The following is a 17,501-nucleotide window of genomic DNA, read 5'->3' as shown; positions in this document are numbered from 1 at the left end:
CGTTCCCGCCAGCCGAACAGTGGAGGTCCGCTATGTCCCGTTCCCGTGCAGTCCAGGCGGTGTTGCTCGCGAGCCTGGCCGTCCTGGTGACCGCCTGTGGTGGTGGCCCCGACGGTGCCGGCGGGACGTCGCAGGCTCCCGGGGCGCCCGCGTCCGGGGGCATTCCCGATACCGCCGCGATCGTCCAAGGTGTGCAGAAGGATGCCCAGCTCAACGCTGCTCTCCCGGCGAACGTCAAGCAGGCTGGGGTGCTGCATCTGGCCTCGAACCTGCAGTCCGCGCCCAACAACTTCTACGCCGCCGACGGCAAGACGCCGATCGGGTACGAGGTTGATCTCGCCAAGGCGATCGCCGCCAAGCTCGGGGTGACCGTGACGCACCAGGACATGGCCTTCGGCTCGCTCATCACCAGCCTCCAGTCCGGCCGCATCGACCTCACCATGGCCGGGATGAACGACACCAAGGCCCGCCAGGCCCAGATCGACTTCGTCGACTACTTCACCTCCGGCATCACGATCATGACCCGCAAGGGCAACCCGGACGGCATCACCGGGCCGGACGCCTTGTGCGGCAAGAACGTCGCCGTCGTGCAGGGGACCAGTCACCAGAAGTTCGCCGCGACGCAGAGCACGAAGTGCACGTCGGCCGGGAAGCCCGCCGTCAACGTCACCGCGACCGACAGCGACAACCAGAACCAGAACCAGCTGCGCACCGGCCGTGTCGCGGCGATCCTCAACGACCTGCCCAGCGCCGTCTACATCTCGAAGACGGCGGGCGACGGCAAGTTCTTCGAGGTCGTCCCGGGTGAGCCGATCGAAGGCGGGCCCTACGGCATCGGCGTCAACAAGCAGAACAAGCCGCTGACCGACTCCGTGCAGAAGGCGCTGCAGGCGCTCGTCGCCGACGGCACCTACGGCAAGATCCTGCAGGCCTGGGGGGTCGACCAGGGGGCGATCAAGGAGGTCGCGATCAATGGCGGCTCCTGAACCGGCTGGAATCGAACCACTGCCGATCGTCCGGCTCCGGCACTGGGGCCGGTGGGTCGCCGCCGTCGTGATCCTCGCGCTGCTCGTGCTGCTGGGCGTCGCCCTCGGCAACGCGCAGATCGAGTGGAGCCAGGTCCCGGACTTCGTCTTCTTCAAGGTGATGGCGACCGGCCTGCTCAACACCGTCGTCCTCGCCGTGCTGTCGCAGGCCGTCGCGATCGTGCTCGGCATTGTCATCGCCCTGCTGCGCCGCAGCGCCAACCCGGTCGCCCGGTGGTTCGCCGCCGGCTACATCTGGATCTTCCGCGGCCTGCCGGTGCTGCTGCAGATCCTGCTCTGGTACAACCTGGCGCTCGTCTTCCCCGTCATCCACATCCCGTTCCTGGTCGACGCGCAGACGAACGTGCTGATCAGCGCGTTCACCGCGGCGTTCCTCGGCCTGGCGCTCAACGAGAGCGCCTACATGGCCGAGATCGTGCGGGCCGGGCTGAACAGCGTCGACAGCGGACAGACCGAAGCCGCGAAGTCGATCGGCATGACACCGGCCGCGACGCTGCGCCGGGTCGTGCTGCCGCAGGCGATGCGCGTGATCATCCCGCCGACCGGCAACGACTTCATCAACATGCTCAAGGGGACGTCGATGGCGTCGGTGATCGGCGTGACCGAGCTGATCCACGCGGCCAACAACATCTCGTCGAACAACCTGCTGGTCATGGAGACGCTGCTGGCCGCGGCCGTCTGGTACATGGTCGTGGTGACCGTCGCCGGGGTCGGCCAGCACTACCTGGAACGCGCGTTCGGACAGGCCGACCGCGGGCCGCTTTCCCGCGCCGGCAAGGCGTTGCGCGGCGTGCCGCTGGTGAGGAGTGCCCGTGTCTGAGCCCTTGTTGCGCGCGGTCGGCGTCAAGAAGTCCTACGGCCACACCGAAGTCCTCGGCGGCATCGACCTGGAGGTCCACAAGGGACAGGTCGTCTGCCTGCTCGGCCCGTCCGGTGCCGGGAAGAGCACGTTCCTGCGCTGCATCAACCACCTGGAGACGATCGACGCCGGCCAGATCTGGGTCGACGGCGAGCCGATCGGCTACCGGCAACGCGGCGGCAAGCTGTACGAACTGCGCGAACGCGACGTCGCCCGCCAGCGCCGCGACATCGGCATGGTATTCCAGCGGTTCAACCTGTTCGCGCACCGGACGGCGCTGGAAAACGTCGTCGAAGGGCCGATCCGGGTACTGGGCCGCAAAGCGGACGAGGCGCGCAAGCAGGGCCTCGAGCTGCTCGACCGCGTCGGCCTCGCCCACCGCGGTGACGCCTACCCGGCGCAGCTGTCCGGCGGGCAGCAGCAGCGCGTCGCGATCGCGCGGTCGCTGGCGATGAAACCGAAGCTGATGCTGTTCGACGAGCCGACGTCGGCGCTGGACCCGGAGCTGGTCGGCGAGGTGCTCGAAGTGATGAGTACGTTGGCGGGGGAGGGGATGACGATGGTCGTCGTGACGCACGAGATGAGCTTCGCCGCGGAGGCCGCCGACGAGGTGGTGTTCCTGGCCGACGGCGCCGTCGTCGAGACCGGGCCGCCGAGTGAGGTACTGAGCGCGCCGAAGCACGAACGCACCCGGCAGTTCCTGGCGAGGATCCTCGCGTGACGCGGATTTCGCCCCGGTACCTGCTCCAGTTCGACGAGCCCGCCGGCTACCTCGACTTCGCCCGGTTCGGCCCGCCGTCCCACGCGGTGCTCGACACGACGGCCGCGCTGCTCGACCAGGCCACCACGGCCGGTCCGTCCACTGTGGACGAGCTGATGCGGCAGGAGATCCGGGCCAAGGCCGCCGCCGCGCGGCTGTCCGGCTCGGACACCGACCACACGGTCCTGCTGCCGAACACGAGCCTCGGGCTGTTCCAGGCCGCGTTCCACAGCAGTGGCGAGGTCCTGGTGTCGGCCGCGGAGTTCCCGGCCAACACCTACCCGTGGGCCCGCGCCGAACAGGCCGGACGGCTCAAGCTGCGCCGCCTGACCGGCGGTTACGTGACGCCTGAGCGCGTCGCGGAGGCGTTGACGCCGGAGATCACCACCGTCAGCGTCAGCGCCGTCGACTTCCGCACCGGCTTCCGCGCCGACCTCGCCGCGCTGCGCGACGTCGTCGGCGACCGGCTGCTGGTCGTCGACGGCATCCAGGGCTTCGGTGTCATCGAGGCGCCGTGGGAGGTCGCGGACGTCCTGGTCGTCGGCGGCCAGAAGTGGCTGCGGGCGGGCTGGGGCACCGGCTTCGCGGTGCTGTCGGACCGGGCGCTCGACCGGCTGGACCCGGTGCTGTCGGGCTGGACCGGCGCGCGTGACCCCGGCCTGTTCGACGACGAGATCCACCCGCCGGACACCACCGCCCAGGCCTGGTCGATCTCCAACCTCAGCCCGATCACGTCCGGTGCGTTCGCCGAGGCCCTGGAGCTGGTCGAAGACGCCGGTGTCGGCGCCATCGCCGCCCGCATCGCCGAGCGGATCGGGTCTTTCGAAGAGGTGCTGGCCTCCTGCGGCGCCGAGGTCGTCTCGGCGACCGGACGGCGGGCCGGGATCCTGGCGTTCACGCTGCCGGGTCACCCGGCCGAGCAGGTCGGCGCGGCGCTGGCCAACGCCGGGATCGCCGCGACCGTCCGGCCCGAGCACGTCCGGTTGTCGCCGCACGCGTCCACGCCGGCGGCCGCGGCGGACCTGCTCCGCGAGGCGTTGGAGACGCTGACCAAGCCCCGGGAACCGTTGGCCATCCCGGCCGCGGGCGCGACGACGCACGAGGTGCTGACCGCGCTGGTGCCGGCGATCCCGGGGCTGGCGGCGATGCTCGGCCCGGGCAACGAGGTGCTGCTGCACGACCTGAGCCGGCTGCCGGACTCGATCGTCGCGATCGCGGGTGACCTGACCGGCCGCAACGTGGGCGGCCCGATGACCGACCTGCTGCTCGGCCTGGTCCGCCGCGGCACGACGCAGGACCTGACGAACTACCGCACCCACGGCCCGGACGGCCGCGCGATCCGGTCGTCGACGCTCTTCCTGCGTGACGCCGACGGTGTCGCGGTCGGCTGCCTGTGCGTCAACAGCGTCGACGCGGCCGCGTCGACGGGCGGCAACGGCGAGCCGGAGACTTTCCCACCGGATGTCGACAGCCTGCAACGGTTCCTGGTCGACCGGGCGATCGGCAAGGCCGGGATCCCGGTGGACCTGATGAAGAAGCGCCACAAAGCCGGTGTGGTGCGCGAACTCGACGAGGCGGGGTACTTCTTGATCAAGGACGCGGTCGACCACCTCGCCGGGCGGTTGGACGTGACGCGCTACACGATCTACAACTACCTCAACGAAATCCGCGCCTGAGGCTGCCCGATCGGACCTTGTCCGCGCCCCCGGCGGGGCGGACGATGTGGCGATGACCGAACCGGACACGCGGCGGGCGCTGCTGCGGCTGGAGGCGGACGACGAGGCCGACGCCGAGGAGCTGGACCGGCTGGCCCGGCGGTTGCGCGCCGAGCTGGCCGAGCTGGACCTCGACGTGCTCGCCGCCGTCCCGGCCGGGGAGCCGCCGCCCGGGGCGAAGGCCGCCGACCCGGTGACGATCGGCTCGCTCGTGGTGGCCTTCAGCGCGGCCGGCGGGGTGTTCCCCGGGCTGGTCGAGACGCTGCGCGAGTGGCTGGGGCGGCAGGCGGGCAAGCACCGGATCACGGTGACCGTCGACGGCGACACCGTCGAGCTGGAACGCGCCACCGCGGCCGAGCGGCAGCAGCTGATCGACGCCTTCGTCCGACGGCACGGCTAGGGCCGTGGCCGCCCGGCACGCGCTGCTGATCGCGACCGAGACGTACACCGACCCGGCGCTGCGGCGGCTGACCGCGCCCGGCGGCGACGCCCGCGCGCTGGCGGAGGTGCTCAGCGACCCGGAGATCGCCGGCTTCGAGGTCACGACGCTGGTCGACCAGCCGCACCACGTCGTCGGCGAGGCGATCGGCGAGTTCTACCGCGGCCGCCGCCGTGACGAGCTGACGTTGCTGTACTTCACCGGCCACGGCGTGAAGGACGACGACGGCAGTCTGTACCTGGCGATGGCCAACACCCGCCGCGACAGCCTGATGTTCACCGCGCTGGCGGCGGAGCAGGTGGACCGCGCGATGGCGGGCTGCGCGTCGCGGCAGAAGGTGCTGGTGCTCGACTGTTGTTACAGCGGCGCGTTCCCGTCCGGGAAGCTCGCGAAGGCGGGCACGGACGTGCACACGCTGGAGCGGTTCCAGGGCCGCGGCCGCGCGGTGCTGACGGCGTCCGACGCGACGCAGTACTCGTTCGAGGGCGATTCGGTGGTCGGCTCGGCGGCCCGTTCGGTGTTCACCCGGCACCTGGTGGCGGGCTTGCGCGACGGCAGCGCGGACCTCGACGGCGACGGCGACGTCACGGTCGACGAGCTGTACAGCTACGTCCACGAGCACGTGGTGGCGGAGATGCCCCGGCAGCGGCCGAAGCACCAGTCCGATGTGGAGGGTCGCATCGTGCTGGCGCGCAACCCGCACTGGGCGTTGCCGGAGTACCTGAGGCACGGCCTGGCGAGCCCGATCGCGGCGGACCGGCTGACGGCGCTGGAGGGTCTGGTGCGGCTCAACCGGGTGGGCAACAGCGTGGTGAAGGCCCGCACGGAGAAGGAGATCCGCCGCCTGGTGGACGACGACAGCCGGATGGTCTCGGCGACGGCCCGGACGTGGGCGCGAGCGGCGGAGGAGGCGACGCGGGTCACGGAGGGCACGCCGCCGCCACCGGTCGAGGCGGCGGTTTCGCCGGGTGTTCCGGTCGGCTCGGCCGACGAGGTGGCCCAGGTCGCGGCGACCTCGGCACTTCAGCAGCCGTCGGCTGCCGAAGTGCGGGAAGCGGAGCCGGAAGCCGGAGCCGCGCCCGGGATCGCACCACCGGCCCCGAAGCCGGCACCGGTGGTGCCGCAGACGACACCATCGGCGCCGAAGCCGAAAACTCCGGTAAGGGCAACTCCGGCAAGGACGACTCCGGTTCCGAAACCGCCGACGACGACAACTCCGGCAAGGACAACTCCGGCTTCGAAGCCGCCGGCGACGACCCCGGTACCGCGAGCAGCTCGGTCGAAACCGGCGGGACCGTCCGCCGGAGGCACGATCCCGCCGGATCCCGCCATCCCCGGTCGTCGCGGCCCGGCCCGCGACGCGCGGTTCTACCTGGGCACCGCCTGTCTCGTCCTCGTCCTGATCATGGCGCTCGGCTTCGGCGGTGTCGGCGGTGCGCTGATCCTCCTGCTCGCCATGATCTTCGTGGTCTTCCTCGTGATCGGCGTCGCCAATCTCCTCCGCCGTCAGTCCAAGTAGGACTCCACCGCGTCCGCCGCCGCGGCTACTCCGCCGTGGCCGCGGATCTCCGCCTTCAGCTTCGCGAGCCGGGAAGCGACCGAAGGTGACGACGACACCTCGTCGACCGCCTTCCGCAACGACTCCGCGGTCACCGAGGAAGCCGGCAGGTGCCGCCCGACACCCAGCGCTTCCAGCTGGGTCGCGTTGCCGAACTGGTCCGCGGCCTGCGGGATCGCGACCGTCGGGACGCCGAACCACAGCGACTCCGTCGCGCCGCCCATGCCGGCGTGCGTGATGAACGCCGACGCCGTCTCCAGCACGGCCAGCTGCGGCACGCTCTCGAACACCTCCACCGAGGATGGCAATGGTCCCAAGGCGTCCGGCGAGACGTGCTTGCCGATCGACATCACGACGTGCCAATCCGATGCGAACGCCTCGACGCACGCCCGGTAGACGTCGAGCTGGTCGTTGAACGCCGTGCCGAACGACACCAGCAGCACACGACGTCCCGAAGCCGGTGGTTTCCACGACCGGTCCGCCAGCCGGGACGGGTCCAGGCACGGCCCGACGAACCGGACGTGGTCCCCGACGCGATCCGCGTGCGGCTGCATCGCCCGCGGGATGAGCGACAGGACCTGCGGCGGGTGCCCGATCCAGTCCCAGGCGTCCGCGAAGATCCCGTTCGCCCGCAGCCACGCGGTGTACGTCGCGGCGTAGTCCACACCGGACGGTGACGCCTTGATCGGGGCCAGCACCTCGGCCATGTCCTCGTCGTAGCCGTCCCAGGCCACCAGCGTCGGCGACAGCTGCACGGCCGGGACGCCGTACCGCTCGCCGAGGACCGGCGCGCCCAGGCCGCCGATGTCGTACAGCAGCAGGTCGGGCCGGTCTTCGTCGAACACCGACGTCAACCGCGGGTGGATCGCGATCGCCTCGTCGAGGAAGACGCGCATCGCGTCGGCCGGATCGTCCGGCCAGACGGCGGCCTCGCCGAGCGGGAAGATCGTCGGGTGCTCGACCACGGACGCGCCGGTCGGCGACACCAGCCCGGCCAGCGGCGCGCCGACGATGTAGGACACGCGGTGCCCGCGGCGGACCAGCTCGGTGATGACGCCGAGCGACGGGTAGACGTGGCTCGGCGCGGTGCAGCCGACCATGACGATGTGCTTGCGCAGCATGAGTCTCCTTCAAGAGGAAGAAGGGCAGACGGCGCGCAGGTGAGGGGGACCGGCCCGGTGGGCGGGCGGTCCGGCGGTCACGCCGTCTCAGACGCGGCGGAGGCGGATGAAGTAGATCATGACCGGCACCGTACGGGATGTCCGATTCGGCGCGCCACCCGATTTCCTCCTTTCGTAGGGCATTCGCCGACGGGCAACCGTTTGCGGTACCTGCGGCCCGGAGGCGGGTCTAGGGTTCACCCGCTTTCGTCGGAGCTGAAAAGGGAGAAAACAGTGAGACGTGCTGTAATCGCCGCGGTGGCCGCCGCCGCGCTGGCGTCCGCGCTCGTGGCCGCGCCGGCCGCGGTCGCCGCGCCCGCGCCGGCCGCCGCGTCGATCGCCTGGGGGCCGTGTACCGACCCGACGCTGGTCACCGCCGGCGCCGAATGCGGGTACCTGGCGGTCCCGCTCGACTACTCGAAGCCGAACGGCGAGCAGGTCCAGCTCGCCGTCAGCCGCGTCAAGCACAAGGTCGCGGACGCCCAGTACCAGGGCGTCATGCTGACCAACCCGGGCGGCCCCGGCGGCTCCGGCCTGCTGCTGGCCACCCGCGGCCCGAAGGTGCCGAACCACGCGGGCGACGCCTACGACTGGATCGGCTTCGACCCGCGCGGGGTCGGCGCGAGCAAGCCCGCGCTGTCGTGCGACCCGAACTACATGACCTACGACCGGCCGGAGTACGTGCCGGTGACGCCGCAGCTCGAGCGGACCTGGCTGGCCAAGGCCAAGGGTTACGCCGACGCGTGCGCCAAGAACAACTCGCGCGCGCTGCTGCAGAACATGAAGACGACCGACACGGTCAAGGACATGGACTCCATCCGCAAGGCGCTGGGCCAGAAGCAGCTGAACTTCTACGGCTACTCCTACGGCACCTACCTCGGCCAGGTCTACGGCACGCTGTTCCCGCAGAACGTGCGCCGGATGATCCTCGACTCGACCGTCGACCCGCGTGGCGTCTGGTACGGCGACAACCTGAACCAGGACGTCGCGTTCGACGTCAACATCCGGATCTGGTTCGGCTGGCTCGCCCAGCACGACGACGTCTACCACCTGGGCAAGACGCAGCCGGCGGTGCAGCGCGTCGTGAACGAGCAGCTGCTGAAGCTGGCGCTGCACCCCGCGGGCGGGGTCATCGGCTCGGACGAGCTGATCGACGTCATCCAGCAGGCGTCCTACTACCAGCTGCGCTGGACGCTGCTCGGCGACGCGCTGTCGAAGTTCGTCAACAACGGTGACGTGGCGACGATGAAGTCGCTGTTCGAGGCGTTCGGCGGCCTCGGCGACGACAACGGCTACGCGGTCTACCTCGCCGTCCAGTGCTCGGACGTCCAGTGGCCGACGAGCTGGAACCAGTGGAAGGCCGACAACTGGAAGACGTTCGCCAAGGCGCCGTACTTCACGTGGCAGAACGCCTGGTACAACGCGCCGTGCCTGAACTGGCCGGTGAAGCCGGGCACGCCGACGAAGGTCGACGGCCACGGCGTGCAGAGCGTGCTGATGATCGACGAGACGCTGGACGCGGCGACGCCGTTCCCGGGCAGCCTCGAGGTCCGCAGCCGCTTCCCGGGTGCCTCGCTGATCGCCGAGCCGGGCGGCACGAGCCACGCGATCACCCCGCGCGGCAACGCGTGCGTCGACAACAAGATCGCCGACTACCTGGCGACGGGCGCGCTCCCGGCCCGCAAGCCGGGCCGCACGGCCGACGTCGAGTGCGCCCCGCTGCCACAGCCGACGCCCCCGGCGCCGGCTCCGGCTGCTTCGGCCAAGGCCGACACGCAGGGTCTGGTTTCCGGTCGGTTCACCGGCTGACCTGCGGTAACCGCTGAAAGCGGGGTGCCGGGCCCAGGGCCCGGCACCCCGCTTTTGTGCGCTCTCCCGCACCGGGGGCTTTGAAGTTGAGCGGACTTTGTGTTACAAAGTCCGCAGCGACTTTGCGATTCAAAGTTCACGAAGGGGGACCCATGGACACCGGACCGGCGTTCGCGCTCCACGGCCTGACCAAGCGGTTCGGGGCGGTCACGGCCGTCGCCGATGTGTCGGTCGAGGTGGCGCGCGGGGAGGTCGTCGCGTTGCTCGGGCCGAACGGCGCGGGCAAGTCGACCACCGTCGACATGCTGCTGGGGCTGACCAAGCCGGACGCGGGGGAGGTCGTCGTCGGGGGCGGGAGCCCGCGCGAGGCCGTCGACCGGGGGCTGGTCGGCGCGATGATGCAGAACGGCGCGCTGCTACCGGACGTCACCGTCGGCGAGATCGTCGCGCTGGTCGTCTCGACGCACGCCAAGCCGCTGCCCGCGGCCGAGGTGATCGCCCGGGCCGGCCTCCAGAACCTCGTGAAACGCCGCTGCGGCAAGCTTTCCGGCGGTGAGCGGCAGCGTGTGCGGTTCGCGCTCGCCCTGGCGGGCGACCCGCAGCTGCTCGTGCTCGACGAGCCCACCGCCGCGATGGACGTCGACGGGCGGCGGTCCTTCTGGGCGTCCATCCGCGCCTTCGCCGACGCCGGCCGCACCGTGGTGTTCGCGACGCACTACCTGGCCGAGGCCGAGGACTACGCCGACCGCGTCGTGCTGATGCGCCACGGCAAGGTCGTCGCCGACGGCCCGGTCGCCGAGGTCCGGGCCGCGGTGTCCGGGCGCGTGCTGAAGGCCGTCGTGCCCGGCGCCGGCGAGAGCGACCTGGCCGCGCTCCCGGGCGTCACGAGCGTGCAGATCCGCGCCGGCCGCGCCGAGCTGGCCTGCGCCGACTCCGACGCCGCGATCCGCGGCCTGCTCGCCGCGCACCCGCTCGCCGCCGACATCGAAATCACCGCGCTCGGCCTGGAAGAGGCGTTCCTCGCCCTCACCGCCGACGAGACCGAAGGAGCCGTCGCGTGAACACGACGTACCTGAGCCTGGAGATCAAGCGGATCGTCCGCAGCCCGCAGTTCACCATCTTCACCATCGGCATGCCGGTGGCCATGTTCCTGCTGTTCGGCTCGATCTTCGGCAAGCTCGTCGCGCCGAACGGCCTCCCGGCGGACGTCCAGACCATGATCAACCTTGCTGCGTACGGCGCGAGCGGCGGCGCCCTGTTCACCGGCACGAGAGTGGCGCAGGAGCGCACCGACGGCTGGCAGCGGCAACTGCGCCTGACGCCGATGCGCGGCCCCGGCTACCTGGTCGTCAAGGTCATCTCGGCCATGGCCGTCGCGCTGCCGGTGCTCGTGGTGGTGTTCGCCGCGGGCCTGGCGATGGGGGTGCAGATGAGCGCCGCGCAGTGGGGCCTGGTCCTGGTGTCGCTGTGGCTCGGCACGCTCCCGTTCGCCGTGCTCGGCCTGGCCATCGGCCTGTTCGGCAAGGGTGACACGGTCGGCGCGGTCACCGGCGCGCTGATGATGCCGCTGGGCATGCTCGGCGGCCTGTGGATCCCGCTCTACGTCCTGCCGGACTGGATGGCCACGCTCGCCCACTTCTTCCCGACGTTCTGGCTCGGCCGGGTCGGGCTGGAACCGCTCGCCCACGCGGGCGGGATGGGGCTGGCGGCGCTGGTGCTGGCGGGCTGGCTGATCGTCCCGGCCCTCGTGGTGGTGCGCCGGTTCCGGCTGGACACGGCGCGGCTGTGAATGCGTGTTAACTTCCGTGCAGTATCGCGGGGTCTGCACGGGAGGGTGATCATGGTGGACGACGAACCGTTGTCGGCGGAAGAGTCGCTGAACCTGATCGCCCAGCAGAACCGGCGGATGCGCCGGGAACTGGGCGGGGGCCCGGCGCGCATCCTGGCGGCGTGGGCCCTCGCCTGGCTGATCGGCTGGGGCTTCACCTACTACGCCACCCAATCCGGTGACGCCGTGCCCGTCTGGATCGGCGGCATCGTCGTCCCGGTGCTGTTCTTCGGCGCCGTCGGCTACACGATCTACGTCACCGCGCGCGCCGGGCGCGGGCTGCGGGGACCGTCCCGCATCACCGGGGCGATGTACGGCTGGAGCTGGTGCCTCGGGTCGATCGGGCTGACGGTCGTCGACATCCGGATCACGAGCTTCGGCACGCTGACCCCCGACCAGATCTCCCTGATGTGGACCGGGACGTGGCTGCTGCTGACGGGCGTCATGTACATGGCGGGCGGCACGATCTGGCAGGACCGGATGATGTACGGCCTCGGCGCGTGGATGCTCGTCTCGGCCGCGTTGAGCGTCCTCGTCGGCTATCCGGCGAACTTCCTCGTGCTCACCGTCTGCGGTGGCGGTGGGTTCCTGCTCGGCGCGATCGTGTACTTCGTGCGTGAGAAACGCGGCCGGCGATGAGCGATCCGCTGCCGCAGCTCGACCCGGTCATCCACGCCCAGGCACGGCTGCGGGTCACGGTCGCGCTGGCCGGGCTGCACTCGAACGACCAGATCACCTTCCCGCGGCTGCAGCAGCTGCTCGACATGACGGCCGGCAACCTCTCGACGCACCTGCGCAAGCTCGAAGAAGCCGAGTACGTCGAGATCACCAAGGCCTACGAACACCGCACGCCCGTCACGCTGGTCCGGCTGACCGCCGCCGGGCGGGCCGCGTTCGAGAGCTACACGAAGGCCCTGCACCAGCTGCTGGACGCGACCGGCGGGGACTGACGTGGCCCGCTGGGTGATCCACCTCGACCTGGACGCCTTCTACGCCTCGGCCGAGCAGCTCACCCGGCCGACGCTGGCCGGGCGTCCCGTCCTCGTCGGCGGCGCCGGGCCACGCGGCGTCGTCGCGGGCGCGAGCTACGAGTCCCGCGCGTTCGGCATCCACTCGGCCATGCCGATGGCGCAGGCCCGGCGGCTGCTGCCGGCCAACGGCGTGATCGTGCCGCCGCGGTTCCGCGTGTACGAGCGGCTGAGCCAGGAGGTCTTCGCCGTCGTCACGTCGGTGGCGCCGGTGCTGGAGAAGATCTCCCTGGACGAGGCGTTCGCCGAGCCGCCTTCGCTCGTGGGTGCGTCGCTCGAAGCGGTGACGTCGTTCTGCGCGTCGCTGCGGGCGCGGATCCGGTCCGAGACGGGCCTGGTGGCGTCGATCGGCGCGGGAAACGGGAAGCAGATCGCCAAGATCGCCTCCGACGAGGCCAAGCCGGACGGGCTGCTGGTCGTGCCGCAGGGCACCGAACGCGAGTTCCTGGCGCCGCTGCCGGTGCGCGCGTTGTGGGGGATCGGCCCGGTCGCCGAGGGCAAGCTGCGGTTCATCGGCGTCCAGACGCTGGGGCAGCTGGCGGCACTGTCCGAAAAGGACGCCGTCGGCACGCTGGGCGGCGTGGTCGGGCGCGACCTGCGCCTGCTGGCCACCGGCTTCGACGACCGCCCGGTCGCCGACCGCGGCGAGACCAAGCAGGTCAGCGCCGAGACGACGTTCGACATCGACATCAAGGACCTGGCGACGCTGCGCGAGCAGGTGCGGCGGATCGCGGTGGGCGCGCACCAGCGGCTGGTCAAGGCCGAGCGCGTGGCCCGCACGGTGGTGATCAAGCTGCGGCACACCGACATGCACACGGTGACCCGCTCCGAGACGATCTCCGCGCCGACGGACGACCTGGCGGAGCTGGCCGCGACGGCGGAACGGCTCCTGCTGGACCCCGCGGAGTTCGGCGGCATCCGCCTGGCGGGCGTCGCGTACAGCGGCCTTTCGGTGCCGCACCAGGACGCGCTGTTCACCCTGGCCGTCCCGGAAACTCCGTCTTCGACGGTGGTCACCCCCGCGGCCCCGGCGACTCCCGCGCCACCGCCGTCAACCTGGCGCCAAGGCGACGACGTGGTCCACGACGACCACGGCACGGGCTGGGTCCAGGGGGCAGGCCACGGCCGCGTCACGGTCCGCTTCGAGCACCGCACGAGCGGCCCCGGCCGCGCGAAAACGTTCCTCCAGGACGACCCGGCCCTACGCCGCGGCGAACCCGGCGACTGCCTGCGGTGAAAGTCCGTGAATGCCACATTGAGGGACATAGTGTCCCTCAATGTGGCATTCACGGACTTCGGCTACTCGGCGGAGCAGCCTTGCAGTTTGGCGACCTCTTGGCCGGCCAGCAGGAACGCGCCGACGCCGTAAGCCGCGGTATCCGTGGCCTTCGCGGTGGCCGGGCGGTCGCCGACGCCCTGGACGTAACCCACCAAGCCGTTGGGCTGCAGCGCCTTCGTCGACAGCGCGGTCCACGCCTTGTCGACGACCGGGCGGTACTTCGCGGCGGGGAGGATGCCCGCGTTGACGCCCCAGCCGATGCCGTACGCGAAGAACGCCGTGCCGCTGCTCTCCGGGCCGCCGTGGTCGAACGGGTTCAGCAGGTCCGGGTTCCAGAAGCCGTCACGCCGCTGCAGCAGGGACAGCGAAAACGCCATCTTCTTGTACACCCGCAGGTATTCCGCGCGGTGCGGGTCGGTGGCGGGCAGGGCCTGCAGCACCTTCGCCAGCGCCGCCAGGGCCCAGCCGTTGCCGCGCGACCAGAACACACCCGAGCCGGTGAAGCGCGCGTCGCGGTACCACAGGCCGGTCAGCTCGTTGAACAGCTTGTGTTCCGACGACTTGAACAGCTTGTCCATCGTGTCCACATAGGACGGATCCTGGTCGATGACGCTCATCCGCGCGAACGACGGCATCGCCATGTTCAGCGCGTCGACGTAGTTCCAGTAGTCCTTGTGACCCGCCTGCACCGAAGCGACCTCGTCGCGAATCCGGGTGCGGATCGAGTCGAGCGAGATCTCCGGGTGGAAGTAGGTGTAGAGGTCCAGGTAGGCCTCGCCGGCCGCCTGGTCGTCCGGGAAGAACGGCCGCTTCGGGTCCTGCGGCAGCTGGTAGTTCGCGGCCTCGGCCCAGGGGAGCGTCTTGTGGTTGGACTGGCCGGTGGTCCGGACCAGCGCCAGGTTGCCGACGTGGAACGTCGCGTTCTGCCAGTCGATCGCGTCGAGGTTCGTGCCGTTGGCCACCCAGTAGTCGCCGGCGGCGACCATCTGGTCCGCGACGGCGCAGTCCGCGGCGGCCGCGGTGGCCACCGGCGCGGACAGCAGCCCGCCGGTCAGCGTCACGGCCGCGAGCACGCCGAAGCCGCGAATTCCCGGGAAACGCATGGGAGCGTCCTCCTCAAAGATCGGTTCGGGGGTCCGGGTGGCGGAGCCCCCCGGCCAGGGGCGAAGCCCCTGATGTTCGAGCAGGTCGTGGCGGCGGCGACCACCCACCCGGCGGCCGTTCGCCAGCGAGTGTTCAGGCTTCCCGCTGGACGTGTCAAGGTGCCGGTGAGCGGTACGGCGCAACGGTTTCCAGCAGCCGGCGCGACGCGGATTCGGCCCCGTCGGCGTTCTTCGCCAGCACCAGCGTGAGCACGCGGGAGTGCGCGACGAGCTCCAGCGGCTCGCCGTGCGCCCGCAGAGCCGCGACGACGGGCACCTGTAGCTGCGCGATGAGCGCGTTGCCGGAAGCGCGGATCAAGGCTGCGTGGAACTCCGAGTCGGCGTCGTGGAAGGCCGCCGTGTCCTGGCGTTCCACCGCGTCCGCCATCAGTTCGTAGGCCGCGGCCATCGCCGAGAGCTCGCCCGGGCGCCGGTGGTGCGCGGCCAGCCGGGCCGCCTGTGGCTCGATGGTCAGCCGCAGCTCCAGCAGCTCGTGCAGGTGCTTGCGGCCGTCGGGCCCGTTGACGCGCCAGGCGATGACGTCCGGGTCGATCGCGTCCCACGACTCCGGCGGCAGCGTCCACGTGCCCACGCGCGGCCGCGCGGTCACCATGCCCTTCGACTCCAGTACGCGCAGCGCTTCGCGGACCACCGTCCGGGATGCGGAGAAGCGGCGTCCAAGTTCCTCGGGGACGAGCGGCTGCCCGTCCCCGAGGACGCCTTCGACGATGAGCCTGCCCAGCTCGTCCACTATCCGAGCGTGGAGGTTCACCGCTACTCGGGCAGGCCGACGCGGCGCTCTCCGCTGCGCAGCTGCTGCAGCACGACGGCGATCACCAGCAGGGCGCCGTGCGCGACGTTCTGCCAGAACGGGTTGATGCCGAGCCCGGACATGCCGTTGTCGAGCACGCCCAGGATGATCACCGCGAGCACGGTGGAGATGATCGACCCGCGCCCGCCCTTGAGCATCGTGCCGCCGAGCGCGGCGCCGGTGACGGCCTGCAGCTCCAGGCCCTCGGACCCGGACACCGGCTGGCCCGAGCCGGTGCGCGCGGTGATCAGGACACCCGCGACCGCCGCGACCACGCCGGCCAGCGCGTAGACGCCGATGATGTACCGGTTGATGTTGATGCCGGCCAGCCGCGCGGCGGTGTCGTTGCCGCCGATCGCGTAGACGTTGCGGCCGATGTCGGTGTACTTCAGCAGGAAGTGCAGCGCCGCCGCGACGATCAGGAACACCCACACCAGCGACGGCAGGCCGAGGATGGCGCCCTTGGCCAGGAAGATGAACAGGTCGTCGCCGCCGGTGTAGCCCTGCGACTTGCCGTCGGAGATGACCTGCGCGATGCCCTTGTAGGTGGCCAGCATGGCCAGCGTCGCGACCACCGGGTTGACCCGGCCGAAGATGATGATCATGCCGTTGACCAGGCCGCAGACGATGCCGACGCCGACCGCGGCGAGGATGCCGACCTCGGCGTTGCCGGACGAGGTGAACACCATCGCCGAGACGACCGAGGCGAGCCCCGCCATCGAGCCGACCGAGATGTCCAGCGCGCCCAGGATGATCACCAGCGTCTGCACCAGGGCGAGCAGCCCCATGATGGTGATCGCGCTGCCGATCAGCAGCAGGTTGTTGGTGCGCAGGAAGTTGTCGTTCAGGATGCTCAGCAGCACGATCAACGCGACGAGCGTGATGATCAGGCTCGAGTTCTGCACGCCGATGCCGGTCAGCACGCGGCGGACCACCGAGGGCTGCTGCGGCGCGGCCGGCTCCGAGGACATGGCTTTCTCCTGCGTCGGGGTACTCATGCGCCGACCTCGCTGACGCTCGGCACGGCTACTGCTGTGTCGATCGATTCGTTCGCAAGCTCACTCATGCGCCGATCTCCTGCTGCTCTTCTACTGCGGGTTCGGTTTCGGGGATGGCGAGGGTCAGCACGGCTTCCTCGGTCGCGTCGGCACTGGCGATCTCGCCGGCCAGCCGCCCGGCGCGCATCACGAGGATGCGGTCGGCCAGCGTCAGGACCTCGGGCAGGTCGGACGAGATGACCAGCAGCGCGATGCCCTCCGCGGCGAGGCCGTCGATGATCCGGTAGATCTCGGCCTTGGCGCCGACGTCGACGCCGCGGGTCGGCTCGTCGAGGATCAGCAGCTTCGGCCGCCGCGCGAGCCACCGCGCCAGGACGGCCTTCTGCTGGTTGCCGCCGGACAGTTTCCGGACTTCCTGCTCCATCGACGGCGTCCGCACACGCAGCTCGCGGATGTACTCCTCGACGAGCGCGCGTTCCTTCGCGCGCTTCACCACGCGGAAGCGGCGAAGGCGGTCGAGCACGGAGATGGAGATGTTGTCGCGCACGGACCGCTGCATGAGCAGCGCGTCCGTCTTGCGTTCTTCGGGCGCGAAGCCGATGCCCGCTTTGACGGCGTCGCCGGGGTTGCGGGCGCGCAGCCGTTTCCCGGCGAGCTCGATGGTCCCCGAGCGGATCGGCAGGTCGGCGACGATCGCGCGGGCCAGCTCGGAGCGGCCCGCGCCGACCAGCCCGGCCAGGCAGACGACCTCGCCCGCGCGGACCTGCAGCGAGATGCCGGTGACGTCGTCGGTGGTCACGTCGTCGAGCTTCAGCACGACTTCGCCGGTGTCCTGCGTGACACGGCGTTCGAGCGCGGACAGGTCGCGGCCGATCATCATCCGGACGAGGCTGGCTTCGTCGGTGTCCGCGGCCTGCTGGACGCCGACGAGCTTCCCGTCGCGCAGCACCGCGACGCGGTCGGCGAGCCGGAAGATCTCCTTCAGCCGGTGCGAGACGTAGACGACGGCGACGCCGTTGTCGCGCAGCCGCCCGATCAGCCGGAACAGCGCGTCCACCTCGTGTTCGGA

At 70.8% G+C, this 17,501-nt stretch carries 16 protein-coding genes and 1 pseudogene; 12 read left to right on the top strand and 5 right to left on the bottom strand.

The annotated features are described in order from the left end of the window. The first annotated feature begins 32 nt into the window (after positions 1 to 32). The 6 genes from OG570_RS03495 to OG570_RS03470 are packed head-to-tail and all read left to right on the top strand — an operon-like array spanning position 33 to position 6,338. A complete protein-coding gene (locus OG570_RS03495; protein WP_326955567.1) occupies positions 33 to 986 on the top strand; it encodes an ABC transporter substrate-binding protein in 954 nt (317 codons plus the stop codon). Then, complete coding sequence (locus OG570_RS03490; RefSeq protein WP_326946714.1) at positions 973 to 1,866, top strand: amino acid ABC transporter permease; 894 nt, start codon at positions 973 to 975, stop codon at positions 1,864 to 1,866. Before OG570_RS03495 ends, OG570_RS03490 begins: the two co-directional genes overlap by 14 nt. Next, positions 1,859 to 2,626: an amino acid ABC transporter ATP-binding protein gene (locus OG570_RS03485; RefSeq protein ID WP_326955566.1), complete on the top strand. Its 768-nt coding sequence runs from the start codon at positions 1,859 to 1,861 to the stop codon at positions 2,624 to 2,626. Before OG570_RS03490 ends, OG570_RS03485 begins: the two co-directional genes overlap by 8 nt. Beyond that, positions 2,623 to 4,341 carry an aminotransferase class V-fold PLP-dependent enzyme gene (locus OG570_RS03480; RefSeq protein WP_326955565.1) on the top strand — a complete coding sequence of 573 codons (1,719 nt, stop codon included), beginning with the start codon at positions 2,623 to 2,625 and terminating at the stop codon, positions 4,339 to 4,341. Before OG570_RS03485 ends, OG570_RS03480 begins: the two co-directional genes overlap by 4 nt. A gap of 52 nt (positions 4,342 to 4,393) precedes the next feature. Then, complete coding sequence (locus OG570_RS03475) at positions 4,394 to 4,780, top strand: effector-associated constant component EACC1 (protein WP_326946718.1); 387 nt, start codon at positions 4,394 to 4,396, stop codon at positions 4,778 to 4,780. Positions 4,781 to 4,784: 4 nt separating this feature from the next. Further along, positions 4,785 to 6,338, top strand: a complete 1,554-nt coding sequence (locus OG570_RS03470; RefSeq protein ID WP_326955564.1) for a caspase family protein — start codon at positions 4,785 to 4,787, stop codon at positions 6,336 to 6,338. Here OG570_RS03470 and OG570_RS03465 read toward each other — a convergent pair. Beyond that, entirely contained in the window at positions 6,326 to 7,498 is a 1,173-nt protein-coding gene (locus tag OG570_RS03465; RefSeq protein ID WP_326955563.1) for a macrolide family glycosyltransferase, read from the bottom strand. The two genes, OG570_RS03470 and OG570_RS03465, sit on opposite strands and share 13 nt — an antisense overlap. 273 nt (positions 7,499 to 7,771) lie before the next feature. On the opposite strand from OG570_RS03465, the gene OG570_RS03460 reads away from it, so the two are divergent. The 6 genes from OG570_RS03460 (at position 7,772) to OG570_RS03435 (ending at position 13,439) form a co-directional block, all read left to right on the top strand. After that, positions 7,772 to 9,346: an alpha/beta hydrolase gene (locus tag OG570_RS03460; protein WP_326946721.1), complete on the top strand. Its 1,575-nt coding sequence runs from the start codon at positions 7,772 to 7,774 to the stop codon at positions 9,344 to 9,346. 152 nt (positions 9,347 to 9,498) lie between these two features. Next, positions 9,499 to 10,407 (top strand): ABC transporter ATP-binding protein, encoded by a 909-nt coding sequence (locus tag OG570_RS03455; protein WP_326955562.1) that lies wholly within the window; start codon positions 9,499 to 9,501, stop codon positions 10,405 to 10,407. Then, a complete protein-coding gene (locus OG570_RS03450; RefSeq protein WP_326946723.1) occupies positions 10,404 to 11,135 on the top strand; it encodes an ABC transporter permease in 732 nt (243 codons plus the stop codon). The genes OG570_RS03455 and OG570_RS03450 overlap by 4 nt, the downstream gene beginning before the upstream one ends. 51 nt (positions 11,136 to 11,186) lie before the next feature. Next, positions 11,187 to 11,813: a hypothetical protein gene (locus OG570_RS03445; protein ID WP_326955561.1), complete on the top strand. Its 627-nt coding sequence runs from the start codon at positions 11,187 to 11,189 to the stop codon at positions 11,811 to 11,813. Then, positions 11,810 to 12,124, top strand: coding sequence for a winged helix-turn-helix domain-containing protein (locus tag OG570_RS03440; RefSeq protein ID WP_326955560.1), 315 nt, complete (start codon positions 11,810 to 11,812; stop codon positions 12,122 to 12,124). Before OG570_RS03445 ends, OG570_RS03440 begins: the two co-directional genes overlap by 4 nt. Before the next feature lies 1 nt (position 12,125). Then, on the top strand, positions 12,126 to 13,439 hold the full coding sequence (locus OG570_RS03435; protein ID WP_326955559.1) for a DNA polymerase IV: 1,314 nt from the start codon (positions 12,126 to 12,128) through the stop codon (positions 13,437 to 13,439). 62 nt (positions 13,440 to 13,501) lie between these two features. Here the strand turns inward: OG570_RS03435 and OG570_RS03430 are convergent, their stop codons facing one another. From OG570_RS03430 to OG570_RS48235, 4 genes and pseudogenes are all read right to left on the bottom strand, one after another. Continuing rightward, positions 13,502 to 14,584, bottom strand: coding sequence for a glycoside hydrolase family 88 protein (locus tag OG570_RS03430; protein WP_326955558.1), 1,083 nt, complete (start codon positions 14,582 to 14,584; stop codon positions 13,502 to 13,504). Between the two features lie 154 nt (positions 14,585 to 14,738). Further along, a complete protein-coding gene (locus OG570_RS03425) occupies positions 14,739 to 15,395 on the bottom strand; it encodes a FadR/GntR family transcriptional regulator (protein ID WP_326946727.1) in 657 nt (218 codons plus the stop codon). A gap of 2 nt (positions 15,396 to 15,397) precedes the next feature. Then, positions 15,398 to 16,432, bottom strand: coding sequence for an ABC transporter permease (locus tag OG570_RS03420; RefSeq protein WP_247061612.1), 1,035 nt, complete (start codon positions 16,430 to 16,432; stop codon positions 15,398 to 15,400). Between the two features lie 64 nt (positions 16,433 to 16,496). Next, a pseudogene (locus tag OG570_RS48235) lies at positions 16,497 to 17,201 on the bottom strand (ATP-binding cassette domain-containing protein); the annotation flags it as partial. Positions 17,202 to 17,501: the final 300 nt, after the last annotated feature.

The sequence above is a fragment of the Amycolatopsis sp. NBC_01286 genome (genome assembly GCF_035982555.1).
Lineage (GTDB): Bacteria > Actinomycetota > Actinomycetes > Mycobacteriales > Pseudonocardiaceae > Amycolatopsis.
This window is presented reverse-complemented; position numbering and strand designations above follow the sequence as displayed.

Coding starts and splice junctions, on each gene's coding strand:
- OG570_RS03495 (WP_326955567.1), top strand. CDS start 33: ATGTCCCGTTCCCGTGCAGTCCAGGCGGTGTTGCTCGCGAGCCTGGCC.
- OG570_RS03490 (WP_326946714.1), top strand. CDS start 973: ATGGCGGCTCCTGAACCGGCTGGAATCGAACCACTGCCGATCGTCCGG.
- OG570_RS03475 (WP_326946718.1), top strand. CDS start 4,394: ATGACCGAACCGGACACGCGGCGGGCGCTGCTGCGGCTGGAGGCGGAC.
- OG570_RS03465 (WP_326955563.1), bottom strand. CDS start 7,498: ATGCTGCGCAAGCACATCGTCATGGTCGGCTGCACCGCGCCGAGCCAC.
- OG570_RS03455 (WP_326955562.1), top strand. CDS start 9,499: ATGGACACCGGACCGGCGTTCGCGCTCCACGGCCTGACCAAGCGGTTC.
- OG570_RS03445 (WP_326955561.1), top strand. CDS start 11,187: ATGGTGGACGACGAACCGTTGTCGGCGGAAGAGTCGCTGAACCTGATC.
- OG570_RS03440 (WP_326955560.1), top strand. CDS start 11,810: ATGAGCGATCCGCTGCCGCAGCTCGACCCGGTCATCCACGCCCAGGCA.
- OG570_RS03430 (WP_326955558.1), bottom strand. CDS start 14,584: ATGCGTTTCCCGGGAATTCGCGGCTTCGGCGTGCTCGCGGCCGTGACG.
- OG570_RS03420 (WP_247061612.1), bottom strand. CDS start 16,432: ATGAGTACCCCGACGCAGGAGAAAGCCATGTCCTCGGAGCCGGCCGCG.